Origin of the sequence: Neorhizobium sp. NCHU2750 (assembly GCF_003597675.1) — a bacterium.
Classification (GTDB): Bacteria; Pseudomonadota; Alphaproteobacteria; order Rhizobiales; family Rhizobiaceae; genus Neorhizobium.
In genome coordinates this window covers 2,060,451-2,074,282 of sequence record NZ_CP030827.1, presented here as the reverse complement: position 1 = coordinate 2,074,282, position 13,832 = coordinate 2,060,451, and the positions used below count along the sequence as shown (strand labels likewise).

Annotated in this window: 15 protein-coding genes; 13 read left to right on the top strand and 2 right to left on the bottom strand. The window is 59.9% G+C overall.

What is annotated here, in order from left to right; genetic code table 11:
• Position 1: 1 nt before the first annotated feature.
• Entirely contained in the window at positions 2 to 754 is a 753-nt protein-coding gene (locus NCHU2750_RS10205; protein WP_119940335.1) for a glycerophosphodiester phosphodiesterase, read from the bottom strand.
• Positions 751 to 1,221: a RidA family protein gene (locus NCHU2750_RS10200; RefSeq protein WP_119943194.1), complete on the bottom strand. Its 471-nt coding sequence runs from the start codon at positions 1,219 to 1,221 to the stop codon at positions 751 to 753. Before NCHU2750_RS10200 ends, NCHU2750_RS10205 begins: the two co-directional genes overlap by 4 nt.
• Before the next feature lie 109 nt (positions 1,222 to 1,330).
• On the opposite strand from NCHU2750_RS10200, the gene NCHU2750_RS10195 reads away from it, so the two are divergent.
• The 13 genes from NCHU2750_RS10195 to lpxA all read left to right on the top strand — a co-directional run bounded on the left by NCHU2750_RS10195 (position 1,331) and on the right by lpxA (position 13,828).
• The gene (locus tag NCHU2750_RS10195) at positions 1,331 to 2,173 is read left to right on the top strand and encodes a cell envelope integrity EipB family protein (protein ID WP_119940334.1); all 843 of its coding nucleotides are present in this window, start codon (positions 1,331 to 1,333) and stop codon (positions 2,171 to 2,173) included.
• 114 nt (positions 2,174 to 2,287) lie between these two features.
• Positions 2,288 to 2,488: a hypothetical protein gene (locus NCHU2750_RS10190; protein WP_119940333.1), complete on the top strand. Its 201-nt coding sequence runs from the start codon at positions 2,288 to 2,290 to the stop codon at positions 2,486 to 2,488.
• Positions 2,489 to 2,688: 200 nt separating this feature from the next.
• On the top strand, positions 2,689 to 3,456 hold the full coding sequence (gene rpsB, locus NCHU2750_RS10185) for a 30S ribosomal protein S2 (RefSeq protein ID WP_119940332.1): 768 nt from the start codon (positions 2,689 to 2,691) through the stop codon (positions 3,454 to 3,456).
• A 246-nt stretch (positions 3,457 to 3,702) separates the two neighbouring features.
• Entirely contained in the window at positions 3,703 to 4,629 is a 927-nt protein-coding gene (tsf, locus tag NCHU2750_RS10180) for a translation elongation factor Ts (RefSeq protein ID WP_119940331.1), read from the top strand.
• 117 nt (positions 4,630 to 4,746) lie between these two features.
• Positions 4,747 to 5,469, top strand: a complete 723-nt coding sequence (pyrH, locus tag NCHU2750_RS10175) for a UMP kinase (protein ID WP_119940330.1) — start codon at positions 4,747 to 4,749, stop codon at positions 5,467 to 5,469.
• 64 nt (positions 5,470 to 5,533) lie between these two features.
• Positions 5,534 to 6,094: a ribosome recycling factor gene (frr, locus tag NCHU2750_RS10170; protein ID WP_119940329.1), complete on the top strand. Its 561-nt coding sequence runs from the start codon at positions 5,534 to 5,536 to the stop codon at positions 6,092 to 6,094.
• A 48-nt stretch (positions 6,095 to 6,142) separates the two neighbouring features.
• Positions 6,143 to 6,886 carry an isoprenyl transferase gene (locus NCHU2750_RS10165; protein WP_119940328.1) on the top strand — a complete coding sequence of 248 codons (744 nt, stop codon included), beginning with the start codon at positions 6,143 to 6,145 and terminating at the stop codon, positions 6,884 to 6,886.
• A complete protein-coding gene (locus NCHU2750_RS10160; RefSeq protein WP_119940327.1) occupies positions 6,886 to 7,719 on the top strand; it encodes a phosphatidate cytidylyltransferase in 834 nt (277 codons plus the stop codon). Before NCHU2750_RS10165 ends, NCHU2750_RS10160 begins: the two co-directional genes overlap by 1 nt.
• 39 nt (positions 7,720 to 7,758) lie before the next feature.
• Positions 7,759 to 8,880 (top strand): RIP metalloprotease RseP, encoded by a 1,122-nt coding sequence (rseP, locus tag NCHU2750_RS10155; RefSeq protein WP_119940326.1) that lies wholly within the window; start codon positions 7,759 to 7,761, stop codon positions 8,878 to 8,880.
• A gap of 194 nt (positions 8,881 to 9,074) precedes the next feature.
• Positions 9,075 to 11,438, top strand: a complete 2,364-nt coding sequence (gene bamA, locus NCHU2750_RS10150; protein ID WP_119940325.1) for an outer membrane protein assembly factor BamA — start codon at positions 9,075 to 9,077, stop codon at positions 11,436 to 11,438.
• A 50-nt stretch (positions 11,439 to 11,488) separates the two neighbouring features.
• Positions 11,489 to 12,556 (top strand): UDP-3-O-(3-hydroxymyristoyl)glucosamine N-acyltransferase, encoded by a 1,068-nt coding sequence (lpxD, locus tag NCHU2750_RS10145; RefSeq protein ID WP_119940324.1) that lies wholly within the window; start codon positions 11,489 to 11,491, stop codon positions 12,554 to 12,556.
• Entirely contained in the window at positions 12,549 to 13,016 is a 468-nt protein-coding gene (gene fabZ / locus NCHU2750_RS10140; RefSeq protein WP_119940323.1) for a 3-hydroxyacyl-ACP dehydratase FabZ, read from the top strand. Before lpxD ends, fabZ begins: the two co-directional genes overlap by 8 nt.
• Positions 13,013 to 13,828 carry an acyl-ACP--UDP-N-acetylglucosamine O-acyltransferase gene (gene lpxA, locus NCHU2750_RS10135; protein ID WP_119940322.1) on the top strand — a complete coding sequence of 272 codons (816 nt, stop codon included), beginning with the start codon at positions 13,013 to 13,015 and terminating at the stop codon, positions 13,826 to 13,828. Before fabZ ends, lpxA begins: the two co-directional genes overlap by 4 nt.
• Positions 13,829 to 13,832: the final 4 nt, after the last annotated feature.

The window sequence follows — 13,832 nt, the reverse complement described above, 5'->3', positions numbered from 1 at the left end:
ATTATGCAGTGGGCGACGTGCGCGGGTCGAAACCCTCGAACGTCATCTGATCTGCATATTTATAGGTGGTCTCGCGCGCCTTTTCATCCCTTACCGTCCAGGTGATCATCACAAGTCCTTGCTGTCTCTGGGCGGCGACAAAGCTGTTTGGCAGATGGGCGCAGTTGTAGGAGACGAAATCGAGGCCAAGCTGGGTCATTTCGTCGTGCTTGAAGAACTCTTCCGGCGTGTTGCCTTCGGCGGTCAGTCCGATCGGGTAGGGGGCGCCCACCTTCTTCAGGTCGCGGACCAGATGATGGTCGAAGCTCATCAGCGCCACCTTGCCCTTGTAGGCTTCAAGCTCCTCGAGCACGATCTCGACAAAGCCGTCATCCTCTTCGGCCGTGCGGCCCTTCAACTCGATGACGAGCGGCACGCGGCCGGCAACGAGCGCCAGCATCTGCTTCAAGGACGGGATCTTGTCGGCGGTGCCGCCGACGGACAGCATGCCGAGTTCGGCGGCGGTGCGTTCGCGAACGTCGCCGTGAATGCCGCAGACGCGGTCGAGCTTGTCGTCATGGAAGACCATGGGAATGCTGTCGGCGGAAAGCTGCAGGTCGCATTCGATGGCGAAACCGGCCTCGACGGCGCGGGAGAATGCCGAGAGCGTATTCTCCCAGACCTTGTTGTTCATGTCGTGAAAGCCGCGGTGAGCGACCGGCACGTCCTTGATCCAGGAGGCGTCGGAATTTTGCCCAGAATTTTGAATTGTCATGCTTCGATCTCGATAATGGCTTCGACTTCGACGGCGGCGTTGAAGGGCAGGCCGGCCATGCCGACGGCCGAACGGGCATGCTTGCCGGCATCGCCGAAGACATTGGCGACGAGGTTGGATGCGCCGTTGGTGACGAGGTGCTGTTCGGTGAAGCCGGGCGCGGAGGCGACGAAGCTCGTCAGCTTGACGAACTGGCGGATCTTCGACAGGTCGCCGCCGAGGGCAGCCTTTGCCTGGGCGATGACGTTGATGGCGCAGAGTTCGGCAGCGCGCTGGCCGGCGGCGACATCGATTTCGGCGCCGAGAAGGCCGATCGCGGCAATCTTGCCGTTTTCGAGCGGCAGTTGGCCCGAGACATACAGCATGTTGCCGCTGATGCGCGTCGGCAGATAATTGGCGGCGGGAGCGGCGGCCTCGGGGAGGGTTATTCCAAGTTCCTTCAGGCGGCTTTCGATGGCAGCGGACATTTCGGTCTCCGGTTTGTTGTCAAGCGTACAAAAATCCTGCATCAAGGTCATAACCTCGGCGAATGGCGTTCTTATAACACCCGTCCCCGAGTCCAACAGGAGAATGTGAATGCTGCGCATGAGCCTCGCGCTGTTTCTCGTCACCGGTGCCGGTGTCGCATCCGCTGCGCCTCTGACCGCCGATAACGCCGCCCGGCTTCTGGTGCCGCATCGCGCGGTCTATGACCTGAAGCTCAAGAACGCATCGGACCGGTCGGGGATCGAGGGCATGTTCGGCCGCATGGTGTATGAATTCACCGGCTCGGCCTGCACCGGTTTCACCACCAATTTCCGTCTCGTGACGAAGATCAATACGGGCGAGGATACGCGGGTCAGCGACCAGCAGACCAAGACGTTCGAGGATCTGGCCGCCGGAAAGTTCCATTTCGAGACCAAGTCCTTCACCGATGAACAGCTGGACAAGACCGTGACCGGCGATGCCAGCGAAGGCAAGGACGGGGTGAAGGTCGAGCTTGGCAGTGCCGGTGGCCGCGAGGTGGAGCTTCCGACCAGCGCCTTCCCGACCACGCATATGCTCGACATCATCGAACAGGCCAAGCAGAACAAGCGGATCTTCGAGACGCGGGTGTTCGACGGTTCGGAAAACGGCGACCAGTCGTTGCTGACATCGACGATCATCGGCAAATCCGAAACGCCGGAAAAGGGCGATGCGGATGCCGCGGCGGCGGGCGATTTTGCCAAGGCCCCCTACTGGCCTGTGACGATCGCCTATTTCAACGATGGTGCCACCGGCGATCCCACGCCTGTCTACAACATGTCGTTCAAGCTCTACGAAAATGGCATCACCCGTGACCTGACGATGGATTACGGCGATTTCTCGCTGACCGGCAGTCTGGTCAAGCTCGAGTTGCTGAAAAAGCAGCAGGATCCCTGTCCGGTTGTGCCGCAATAAGGCTGATCCGTCTCGCGGCAAAAGGTGGCGGTGTTACATGCGTGTGTGCGCTGCACAATACTCGACACTCAGTTAGATTTATGTCTGTAGTTCTTCTGAAATAAGGAGTGATTCATGACATTGATCGGCTTTAAAAACACCCACAATCAGGAGATCTACGTCAACCCGGCGCAGATCCTCTATGTGATGCCTTTCGAGGAAGGGGTGACGATAATCACCTTTGCTGCCGGCGGCAATGGTGCGCAGCCGCATACCGTCTATGTTCGCGGCAATGTCGATCAGGTTCGCCAGAGGCTCGGAGCCAAGGCTGCCTGACGTCGATCCGTGAGGGACTGGTGCGGAAAGACGCATCACAACGCTTGCAATTTTCAACGATCGCCTGTATGGGCACCCGCATTCCACACGTAAGGCATGGGATCGTCCGGGAGAAATCCGGGCAATTCCGCCGGTGGCATTCCTCAACGGAGGTCTGCTGTTCGCCTTGCGGAGGTTCAACCGGAAAAGGATAACAAGGCATGGCATTGCCCGATTTCTCTATGCGTCAGCTCCTCGAAGCAGGCGTCCACTTCGGTCACCAGACTCACCGCTGGAACCCGAAGATGAAGCCGTATATTTTCGGCGACCGTAACAACATCCACATCATCGACCTGGCTCAGACCGTTCCGATGCTGTCGCGCGCCCTTCAGGTCGTGTCCGACACCGTTGCTCGTGGCGGCCGCGTTCTGTTCGTTGGCACCAAGCGTCAGGCTTCCGAGCTGATCGCCGATTCGGCCAAGCGTTCTGCCCAGTACTACGTCAACTCCCGCTGGCTCGGCGGCATGATGACCAACTGGAAGACCATTTCGAACTCGATCGCCCGTCTGCGCAAGCTCGACGAGATCCTGTCTTCGGAACAGTCCGGCTACTCCAAGAAGGAGCGCCTGAACCTCGAGCGCGAACGCGAGAAGCTGGACAAGGCTCTCGGCGGTATTCGCGACATGGGCGGCGTTCCGGACCTGATGTTCATCATCGACACCAACAAGGAAAAGATCGCGATCGACGAAGCCAAGCGCCTCGGCATCCCGGTCGTTGCCATCATCGACTCGAACTGCGATCCGGACCTGATCGACTTCCCGATCCCGGGTAACGACGACGCTTCGCGTGCGATTGCTCTCTACTGCGACCTGATTGCCCGCGCTGCCATCGACGGCATCGCTCGCCAGCAGGGCGCTGCAGGCCGCGACCTCGGCGCTTCCGCCGAAGTTCCGGTCGAGCCGGCTCTCGAAGGCGAAGCCGAAGCTTAAGGCCAAGGTTAGGAGCGGTTCATCCGCTCCCGCTTTTACCATTCGACCGAGGCCAGAGAGACGATCCCTGGCCTCGGTTTGTTTAAGAAGTCCTGTCGGCCTGCGATCGATCGGATCGCGGTTGCGGCGACAGGCCGGAGGTGGTCTTCATCACCCTGTCATACTTCCGGGTACATTCGTTCCCAAAACATTGAGTTCGCCGTGTTTTTCCGGCGGCATGCAACAAGAACCGACAAGAGGCTCACAATGGCTGAAATCACCGCTGCACTGGTGAAGGAACTGCGCGAAAAGTCCGGCGCAGGCATGATGGACTGCAAGAAGGCGCTGACCGAAAACAACGGCGACATCGAAGCAGCAATCGACTGGCTGCGCGCCAAGGGCATTGCCAAGGCCGACAAGAAGTCGGGCCGCACGGCTGCCGAAGGCCTGATCGGCGTTGCCTCGAGCGGCACCAAGGCTGTCGTCGTCGAAGTCAACTCCGAAACCGACTTCGTTGCCCGTAACGATGCCTTCCAGGGCATGGTTCGCGGCGTTGCCGACGTTGCTCTCACCACCGACGGTACTGTTGAAGCCGTTGGCGCTGCGATCTACCCGGAGACCGGCAAGACCGTTACCGACACGATCAAGGACGCTGTTGCCACGATCGGCGAAAACATGAATCTGCGCCGTTCGGCTGCACTCGAAGTGGAAGACGGCGTCGTTGCCACCTATATCCACAACGCTGCTGCAGACCGTCTCGGCAAGCTCGGCGTTCTCGTCGCGCTGAAGTCGACCGGTAACAAGGACGCTCTGACGGCAATCGGCCGCCAGGTTGCCATGCACATTGCTGCAACGGCGCCGCTCGCCATCCGCGCCGAAGAAGTCGATGCCGCTGTCGCCGAGCGCGAGCGTCACGTCTTCATCGAGCAGGCCCGCGAATCCGGCAAGCCGGAAGCGATCATCGAAAAGATGGTCGAAGGCCGCATGCGCAAGTTCTTCGAGGAAGTTGCGCTCCTGTCGCAGGCTTTCGTCATCAATCCCGACCTGACGGTCGGTGCTGCGATCAAGGAAGCTGAAAAGGAAGTCGGCGCTCCGATCGAAGTTACCGGCATGGCCCGCCTGCTGCTCGGCGAAGGCGTCGAAAAGGAAGAGACCGACTTCGCCGCAGAAGTGGCTGCCGCTGCAAAGGGCTGATTTCGTCAGCTAATACAGTGAAAACGATGGGGGCACCGGTGACAAGCCGGTGCCCTTCGTGTATCGCCAAGCCGTTTGATCTCTCCGCAGACTCGTTTCTCTTTCCAAGGAGCCGTCATGTCGTCCAAGCCCATCTACAAGCGTGTTCTCCTCAAGGCCTCCGGCGAGGCTCTCATGGGGAGCCAAGGTTTTGGCATCGATGTCGCGGTCGCCGACCGTATCGCTTCCGATATCGCCGAAGCGCGCCGCATGGGCGTCGAGGTCGGTGTCGTCGTTGGCGGCGGCAATATTTTTCGCGGTGTAGCCGTTGCATCCAAGGGTGGCGACCGGGTGACCGGCGACCACATGGGCATGCTGGCGACCGTCATCAACGCGCTGGCACTCGCCACCTCGCTGCGCAAGCTCGATATCGATACCGTGGTCCTCTCCGCGATCGCCATGCCGGAGATCTGCGAGAGCTTCTCGCAGCGCCAGGCGCTGCATCACATGGGGCAGGGCCGCGTGGTGATCTTCGCCGGCGGTACCGGCAACCCGTTCTTCACCACCGATTCCGCTGCGGCGCTGCGCGCGGCCGAAATCGGCGCCGAGGCGATCTTCAAGGGCACGCAGGTGGACGGGATCTATTCGGCCGATCCGAAGAAGGATCCGCATGCCACCCGCTTCGATGCATTGACCCATAGCGAAGTGCTCGAAAAGGGGCTTGCCGTGATGGACGTGGCCGCGGTGGCGCTTGCCCGCGAGAACCACATTCCGATCATCGTCTTCTCCATTCATGAAGCCGGCGGCTTTACCGAGATCTTGACCGGCGGCGGATGCAAGACGATCGTATCCGACAATTGAATTCAGACTGCGGCATGGCTGCCGATGTGCGGCGCCGCCAAGAACAAGATGGGAGTTCCAGCCAATGAGTGGATCAGTCGACCTTAACGACATCAAGCGACGCATGGACGGCGCGATCAACGCCTTCAAGAGCGATATCGCGTCGCTGAGAACCGGCCGTGCTTCGGCCAATGTTCTCGATCCGGTGACTGTCGAGGCCTATGGCTCGCGCGTACCGTTGAACCAGGTCGCCAACATCACTGTGCCTGAGCCGCGTATGCTCGGCGTGTCGATCTGGGACAAGTCGATGGTCGGTGCGGTCGATCGCGCTATCCGCGAATCGAATCTCGGGCTCAACCCTATCGTGGATGGCCAGAACCTGCGCATTCCGCTGCCGGAACTCAACGAAGAGCGCCGCAAGTCGCTGGTCAAGGTCGCGCATGATTATGCCGAGAAAGCCAAGGTCGCTGCACGTCACGTTCGCCGCGACGGCATGGAAGGCCTGAAAAAAGCCGAAAAGGATGGCGTGATTGGCCAGGACGAAAGCCGGTCGCAGTCCGATAAGGTGCAGAAGATGACTGACGACACGATTTCTGAGGTCGACCGCTTGCTTGCGGATAAGGAAAAGGAAATCATGCAGGTCTAGGGTGGCTATACTTGCCCTCCCTTGGTCGTTGAAGGAATTGCATAGGATATGCTGACGCCAGACATTGCGATCATCCCTGAACATGTTGCCATCATCATGGACGGCAACGGACGGTGGGCCAATAAACGCGGCCTTGCCAGGACGATGGGACACAGCAAGGGCGTGGAGGCCGTCAAGGAAGCCGTCCGCACAGCGGGCGATATCGGCATCAAGTATCTGACGCTGTTTGCCTTTTCGTCGGAAAACTGGAGCCGGCCGGAGGCCGAGGTCAGTGACCTTCTGGGGCTTCTGCGACGTTTCATCCGCCGCGACCTTGCCGAACTTCACCGCGAGAACGTCCGTATCCGGGTGATCGGCGAACGCGAGAAGCTGCGCGGCGATATATTGCCTCTTCTTCTCGAAGCCGAGGAGACGACGCGCAACAATACCGGACTGACGCTGGTCATCGCCTTCAATTACGGGTCGCGTGACGAGATCGCGCGGGCTGTCAGCCGGATCACGCAGAAGGTCAAGGCCGGGTTGATAGAGCCCGGTGCGATCTCGTCCGAGATGATCGATGCCCATCTCGATACAGCGGGCATACCCGATCCGGATCTCATCATTCGCACCAGCGGTGAAGAACGGCTGTCGAATTTCCTGCTCTGGCAGGCGGCCTATGCCGAATTCGTCTTCATGCCCGATTACTGGCCGGATTTCGATCGTGCCTTGTTCATCGAGGCACTGAAGATATATGCCTCGCGCGACAGGCGCTTTGGCGGGCTTTCTGCAAGGCCCGCGGCGGTCGTGGGCTGATGAGCAGAGAGCTCAAGCTTCGCATCATCTCGGCGATCGTGCTGGCTGCGGTGGTGCTTTCGGCCACCTGGTCGGGCGGCCTGCCGTTCGACATCGTTGCCGCCGTCATCGCCGTTCTCGTCTATTACGAGTGGTCGACGATTACCAAGCTCCCCGAAATGCATTTCAAGGCGAATGCATTCGGCTGGATGATCGTGCTGCTGATCGCCTGCAATATCGTCCTCTATGACGGTGACCTGCTGATGCCGCTGCTTTGCGGCGGCACGATCACGGCTATCCTGGTGGCACTTTTTGCGCGGGGATCATGGTGGCTGCCGGCAGGTATCGTCTATGCCGGCCTGAGCGGCATATCGCTTGCGGCAATCCGCGGCGACAATCAGGCCGGTTTCGTGGCGATGCTGTTCATTTTCGCGATCGTCTGGGGAACCGATATTCTCGCCTATTTCGTCGGACGGGCGATCGGTGGGCCGAAGCTTGCGCCACGCATTTCGCCCGGCAAGACGTGGTCCGGTGCGATAGGCGGCACGGTGGCAGGGGTTGTCGCCAGCGCGATCCTGACGCTTGTCGTGTTTTCACAACTGTCGCTCTGGACGATGGCCCTGGCATTTCTGCTGTCGGTCGCCAGCCAGATCGGCGACCTGTTCGAATCCTTCATCAAGCGCCGATTCGGCGTGAAGGATTCAAGCCATCTCATTCCCGGGCACGGTGGTGTCATGGACCGCGTCGACGGTCTGGTTTTCGCCTGCTTTCTGGCGTTTCTATTGACGCTTGTGGATGCGGCGATGAAAGACCATGCTAGCATTTCGGTCGCCGCCTTCCTCTTCGGCCTGTAAGTTGCCGGCCGGACAACGTAACATCGAGCGGAACTACTGATGGTCATCCTCAGCTTCATTGCCAGCTACATCATCCCCTTCGTGCTGGTCCTGTCCCTTCTCGTCTTCGTTCACGAGATGGGCCACTACCTCGTGGGACGCTGGAGCGGTATTCGCGTGACGGCGTTTTCCGTGGGGTTCGGGCCGGAACTGATCGGCTTTACCGACGGCCACGGGACGCGCTGGAAGATTTCCGCCATTCCGCTCGGGGGCTATGTGAAGTTCTTCGGCGACGAGGATGCATCGAGCCTGCCGGACGCGCAGAGCGTATCGACTATGAGCGAGGCCGACAGGGCGCAGACACTGGCCGGGGCCAAGCTGTGGAAGCGGGCGGCAACCGTGGCCGCCGGACCGATTGCAAACTTCATCCTGGCGATCTTCATTTTCGCGGTGCTGTTTTCCGTCTACGGCAAGATGATTGCCGATCCGGTCGTGGCCGAGGTGCGGCCCGACAGTGCGGCTGCCGCGGCCGGCGTTCAGCCGGGAGACCGTCTGGTAGCGCTCGATGGAGAGAAGGTCACTACATTCGACGACGTGCGTCGCTATGTCAGCATCCGGCCCGAGACGCAGATCGTCGTCACCGTGCAGCGCAACGGGCAGGATCTTCAGCTTCCCATGGTGCCGAAGCGGACCGAGATCACCGACCAGTTCGGCAACAAGGTCGAGCTCGGGCTGATCGGCGTCGTCACCAATGAGGAGCGCGGCAATTTCCGCCTTGAGACCTTCACGCCGGTTCAGGCGGTCGCCGAAGGGGTCAAGGAGACCGGCAATATCATCACCGGAACTTTCCGTTACATCGGAAACCTCGTCACCGGGCGAATGAAGGCGGATCAGCTGGGTGGTCCCGTGCGGGTGGCGCAGGCTTCCGGCCAGATGGCCAGCCTCGGCTTCGCGGCCGTCATCCAGCTTGCAGCCGTTCTGTCAGTTTCCATTGGACTTTTGAACCTGATGCCGGTTCCGGTGCTTGACGGCGGGCATTTGGTTTTCTACGCAATAGAAGCCGTGAGGGGGAGGCCCCTGGGTGCCGGTGCCCAGGAGATCGCATTCCGGATTGGTCTGGCGATGGTGCTCAGTCTGATGGTGTTCGCCACCTTCAACGACATCACCAACCTGATTGGCTGAAGCAGGCGCGGGTGAATAAACCGTTTGTTCACCATGTTTACAAAGTTGCGTGGCCTCAAGGTCACGCCTCAAAAGGAAGTAAATAGAAATTAACGCGATAGCTTGCTTGTAGGGCAAAAGAAGGTAAAACGACACACGTGGCCGGAGTCGGGCTCCACCCGCCGAGGGACAACGGGAAAAGGTAAGAATTGAAAATGAAGGCTGGTTCAAAGTTTTTGAACGCAGTGTCGGCGTTTGCGCTGTCTGCTAGTGTTGTCGCGTCGGGCGCGGGTGTCGTTGTGCTTGCAAGCGCTCCGAAGGCCGAGGCTGCGGTAATCCGCAACGTCCAGGTGCATGGCGCTCAGCGCGCCGGTGAGGAAGCTGTCCGTTCCAACATCACGATCCAGCCGGGCGTTGCCTTTTCCGCCTCGGATATCGATGAATCGGTCAAGCGGCTTTATTCGACCGGCTATTTCTCCAATGTGAAGATCAGCGTCTCCGGAAGCTCGCTGATCGTTACCGTCAGCGAGAACAATCTGGTCAACCAGGTTGTCTTCAACGGTAACCGCAAGATCAAGGACGACAAGCTTCTTGGCGTCGTCCAGACCCAGCCGCTTGGTCCGTATAACCAGGCGATGGTCAATGCCGACGTCGAGCGCATCCGTGAAGCCTACAAGGCGATCGGCCGCAGCGATGTCGAGATCACAACGCAGACCGCCAATGTCGGTTCCGGTCGCGTCAACATCGCCTTCAACATCACCGAAGGTGACCGTACCAAGATTGCGGATATCAGCTTCGTCGGTAACCACGCCTATGGCGACGGCCGCCTGAAGTCGGTCATCGCGACCAAGGAAACCGGTCCGCTCTCGTTCCTGACCCGTAAGGACGTCTATAGCGAAGACAAGCTGCGCGTCGACGAAGACTCGCTGCGTCAGTTCTACTACAATCACGGCTATCCGGATTTCCGCGTCGTTTCGTCGAATGCGGTTCTGGATCCGGCGACCAACAAGTACACCATCACCTTCACGGTCGAGGAAGGCGCGCATTACACGTTCGGCGACATCAATGTCGAATCGAGCGTGGAAGGCGTCAGCGGCGACGATCTGAAGGGGCTTGTGGAGACGAAGGCAGGTGCGCCCTATGACGCCCGCCAGATCCAGAAGACGATGGAAGCCATTTCCAAACGTGTTGCCTCGCAGGGTTATCCGTTTGCACGCGTGACGCCCCGCGGCGACCGCAACATGCAGACCAACACGGTCGGCGTGTCCTACATGGTTGATCAGGGTGAGCGCGCCTATGTCGAACGTATCGACATTCATGGCAACACCCGTACGCGTGACTATGTCATCCGTCGCGAATTCGACTTCAGCGAAGGCGATGCCTTCAACCAGGAAATGATCGCGCGCGCCAAGCGTCGCCTCGAAGCCCTGGGTTACTTCACTTCCGTCAACATCACGACGCAGCAGGGCAGCGCTCCGGACCGCGTCGTTGTGGTGGTGAATGTCGAAGACCAGTCGACGGGTTCGTTCGGTATCGGCGCAGGTTACTCAGCCGGCGGCGACGGATTCATTCTCGAAGCTTCGGTCGAAGAAAAGAACTTCCTGGGCCGTGGCCAGTATGTCCGCGTCGCTGTCGGTGGCGGTCTGGATGATGCGCGTACCTACACGCTGTCGTTCACCGAGCCCTACTTCCTCGGTTATCGCCTGGCTGCCGGTTTCGATATCTTCCGCAACGAGACCTCGGCCAACGATTACTACGACTATGAGGAACAGGGTATCACGCTGCGCGTGACCGCTCCGATCACCGAAGATCTGGCGACGACGTTCCGCTATACCTACAAGACGATCAAATATTCTGACGATGGTGCATTCGGCGACGACGATACGCCTTACACCTCCGACGACAACGTCTCGAATACCTATCTGGATATGATCGAGCACGGCAGCTACACGCAGTCGTCGATCTCGCAGACGCTGACCTACAACACGCTGGATAGCCAGACACTGCCGCGCGAAGGCGTCTATGCAAGCTTCACGCATGAGTTTGCCGGTCTCGGTGGCGATTCGGAGTTCTACAAGCTGTCCGGTCGTGCCCGTTACTTCCAGACGCTGTCGACCGAAGCCGATCTGATCGGATCGTTGGCCATCGGCGCCGGCCATGTCATGGCAACTGGCGACAACCTGAACGTCTTCGACCAGTTCACCATCGGCGGTCGTCAGATCCGTGGCTTCGAGAACGACGGTATCGGCCCACGTACGAAGAATCACGGCGATGCGCTGGGTGGTACGACCTACTTCAACGCCTCGGCTGAAATGTCGATGCCGATGCCGGCAGTGCCTCAGGATATCGGCCTGCGCCTTGCTGCGTTTGCCGACGCCGGCACGCTCTACGGCAATGACGTCGAGAAGCACGGCGACACGATTGAGGGCGCGGGCATGGCTTGGCGCGCATCGGTTGGTGCGGGCGTGATGTGGGCCTCGCCGTTTGGTAACCTTCGCTTTGACTATGCAATTCCGGTCGTCAAGGAAGACTACGACAAGACCCAGGAATTCCGCTTCAGCATGGCGAACCAGTTCTGATCGGATCCGGCCGCGCAAGCGGCCGGATGCCTGTCCGGAGCTTTGGCTTTATGGATCACAACAATTTCTTTCCGCCCCACGATGGCGTGAGCTTGAAAGAGCTGGCAGCCCATCTTGGGGCTGTTCTCTTGGATGAAAGCGCGGGCGACCGCATCATCCGTTCCGTGTCGCCGGTCGGTCGGGCACAGGACGGGCAGGTTTGCTACATCCTGTCACGCAAGAGCCGCCACGAGCTCGAAACCTGTCGGGCATCCGCGATCATTTGCGATCCTGGCCTCGTCAGCATGGTGCCCGGGCACATTGCCGTACTCTCCACCAAGACGCCGCATGGTGCCTTTGCGATGGCCGGTGCGCTGCTGCATCCGCAGGCAATGCGGCCGACGGCAATCACATCCGAGCCGGATGGGATTTCACCTGCCGCTTATGTCGACGTGACCGCGAAGCTCGAAGATGGCGTGATCGTCGAACCGATGGCCGTTGTCGGCGCGGGCGCGCATATCGGGTCGGGCAGCCGCATCGGAGCGGGGGCGGTGATCGGCGCGGATGTGCAGATCGGACGCAATACCACGATTGCGGCCGGCGCCAGCGTCATTGCGGCGCTGATCGGCAACAATGTCATCATCCATAACGGTGCGCGGATCGGGCAGGACGGTTTCGGCTTTGCGCCGGGACCGCGCGGCATGCTGAAGATCGTGCAGATCGGCCGCGTCATCATCCAGGACAATGTGGAGATCGGGGCGAATACCACGGTCGACCGCGGTGCGATGGACGATACCGTGATCGGTGAAGGAACGAAGATCGACAATCATGTCCAGATCGCGCATAACGTGCAGATCGGACGCCATTGCGGTATCGCGTCGGGCGCGGGCATTGCCGGGTCAACCAAGATCGGCAATGGCGTGCTCATCGGTGGCGCATCGGGCATAAACGGCCATATCACCATCGGCGACGGCGTGCAGATTGCGGCCATGAGCGGCGTGGTGGCAAATGTCCCGCCGGGAGTTACATATGGCGGCATACCGGCCCGACCGATGAAGGTGTTTCTCCGCGAGATGGCGGAGAAGATGGCTCAGGCCGACGAGAGAGCAAAACGCAAAGGAGAGACTACAAATGACTGATGAGACCAAGCCGGAGCTCGGCGCGGCCGACATTCAGGAAATCATGACGCTTTTGCCTCACCGTTATCCGTTTCTTCTGGTCGACAAAATCATCGATATCGACGGCGACAATTCGGCGATCGGCATCAAGAACGTGACTGCCAACGAGCCGCATTTCCAAGGACATTTTCCCGAGCGGCCAATCATGCCGGGCGTGCTTCTCGTCGAAGCCATGGCCCAGACGGCCGGCGCTATCTGCGCGCGCAAGCAGGGTGAGGGCGGCAATCTCGTCTACTTCATGACGATCGACAATGCCCGCTTCCGCAAGCCGGTCGTGCCGGGCGATCGCGTCGAGTTCCATGTCGTCAAACAGAAGCAGCGTGCCAATATCTGGAAATTTCATTGTGACGCGAAGGTCGACGGCGCGCTGGTGGCGGAAGCCGATATCGGCGCCATGATCGTCCATGAGGAAAAAGAATGAGCACCATTGCGTCTAGCGCGCGCGTTCATCCGCTCGCTGTCGTCGAAGATGGAGCCGTGATCGGAGAGAATGTCGTCGTCGGGCCGTTCAGCCATATCGGCCCGAACGTCGTTCTCGGCGATGATGTGGAAGTCGCTTCCCATGCTGTCGTCACGGGCAGGACCGTGATCGGCAAGGGATGCAAAATCTTCCAGATGGCCGTGATCGGCGGAACATCGCAGAGCCTGCACGAGGCGGGCGAAGGTTCGACGCTGACGATCGGTGCCAATTGCACCATGCGCGAAGGCGTGACGATGAATACCGGCACGGTCGGTGGCGGCGGCAAGACCGTCGTCGGCGACAATTGCCTGTTCCTCGCCAACAGTCACGTCGCCCATGACTGCCAGCTCGGCAGCGATATCATCATGTCCAACAACGTGATGCTGGCCGGGCATGTGCATGTGGGCGACCGGGCGATCCTCGGCGGCGGCTGCGCGGTGCATCAGTTCACCCGTATCGGTCGGCAGGCGTTCATCGGTGGGCTTTCGGCCGTCAACTACGACGTCATCCCCTATGGCATGCTGAACGGCAATCCGGGTGTTCTCGGCGGGCTCAACGTGGTCGGCATGACGCGTGCGGGCGTAGAGAAGCAGACGATCCATCGCGTTCGACGCGCCTTCAAGGATATTTTCGAAGGCGAAGGTAATATCCGGGCGAATGCGGCGGCAATCCATGACGATTACGTCGATTGCGCCGAAGCGATGGAAATCATCGACTTCATCACTGCAGACAGCGATCGGGCCATTTCCTCGCCTTTCCGTAGGAAGGCCTGAGCCT

What these genes read in the sequence shown, in the direction of transcription:
- lpxA (WP_119940322.1), top strand. Translation starts at nt 13,013, where the DNA reads ATGAGCACCATTGCGTCTAGCGCGCGCGTTCATCCGCTCGCTGTCGTC.
- pyrH (WP_119940330.1), top strand. Translation starts at nt 4,747, where the DNA reads ATGTCGTCCAAGCCCATCTACAAGCGTGTTCTCCTCAAGGCCTCCGGC.
- lpxD (WP_119940324.1), top strand. Translation starts at nt 11,489, where the DNA reads ATGGATCACAACAATTTCTTTCCGCCCCACGATGGCGTGAGCTTGAAA.
- frr (WP_119940329.1), top strand. Translation starts at nt 5,534, where the DNA reads ATGAGTGGATCAGTCGACCTTAACGACATCAAGCGACGCATGGACGGC.
- NCHU2750_RS10195 (WP_119940334.1), top strand. Translation starts at nt 1,331, where the DNA reads ATGCTGCGCATGAGCCTCGCGCTGTTTCTCGTCACCGGTGCCGGTGTC.
- NCHU2750_RS10160 (WP_119940327.1), top strand. Translation starts at nt 6,886, where the DNA reads ATGAGCAGAGAGCTCAAGCTTCGCATCATCTCGGCGATCGTGCTGGCT.
- tsf (WP_119940331.1), top strand. Translation starts at nt 3,703, where the DNA reads ATGGCTGAAATCACCGCTGCACTGGTGAAGGAACTGCGCGAAAAGTCC.
- rseP (WP_119940326.1), top strand. Translation starts at nt 7,759, where the DNA reads ATGGTCATCCTCAGCTTCATTGCCAGCTACATCATCCCCTTCGTGCTG.
- NCHU2750_RS10200 (WP_119943194.1), bottom strand. Translation starts at nt 1,221, where the DNA reads ATGTCCGCTGCCATCGAAAGCCGCCTGAAGGAACTTGGAATAACCCTC.
- bamA (WP_119940325.1), top strand. Translation starts at nt 9,075, where the DNA reads ATGAAGGCTGGTTCAAAGTTTTTGAACGCAGTGTCGGCGTTTGCGCTG.
- rpsB (WP_119940332.1), top strand. Translation starts at nt 2,689, where the DNA reads ATGGCATTGCCCGATTTCTCTATGCGTCAGCTCCTCGAAGCAGGCGTC.
- NCHU2750_RS10190 (WP_119940333.1), top strand. Translation starts at nt 2,288, where the DNA reads ATGACATTGATCGGCTTTAAAAACACCCACAATCAGGAGATCTACGTC.
- NCHU2750_RS10165 (WP_119940328.1), top strand. Translation starts at nt 6,143, where the DNA reads ATGCTGACGCCAGACATTGCGATCATCCCTGAACATGTTGCCATCATC.
- fabZ (WP_119940323.1), top strand. Translation starts at nt 12,549, where the DNA reads ATGACTGATGAGACCAAGCCGGAGCTCGGCGCGGCCGACATTCAGGAA.
- NCHU2750_RS10205 (WP_119940335.1), bottom strand. Translation starts at nt 754, where the DNA reads ATGACAATTCAAAATTCTGGGCAAAATTCCGACGCCTCCTGGATCAAG.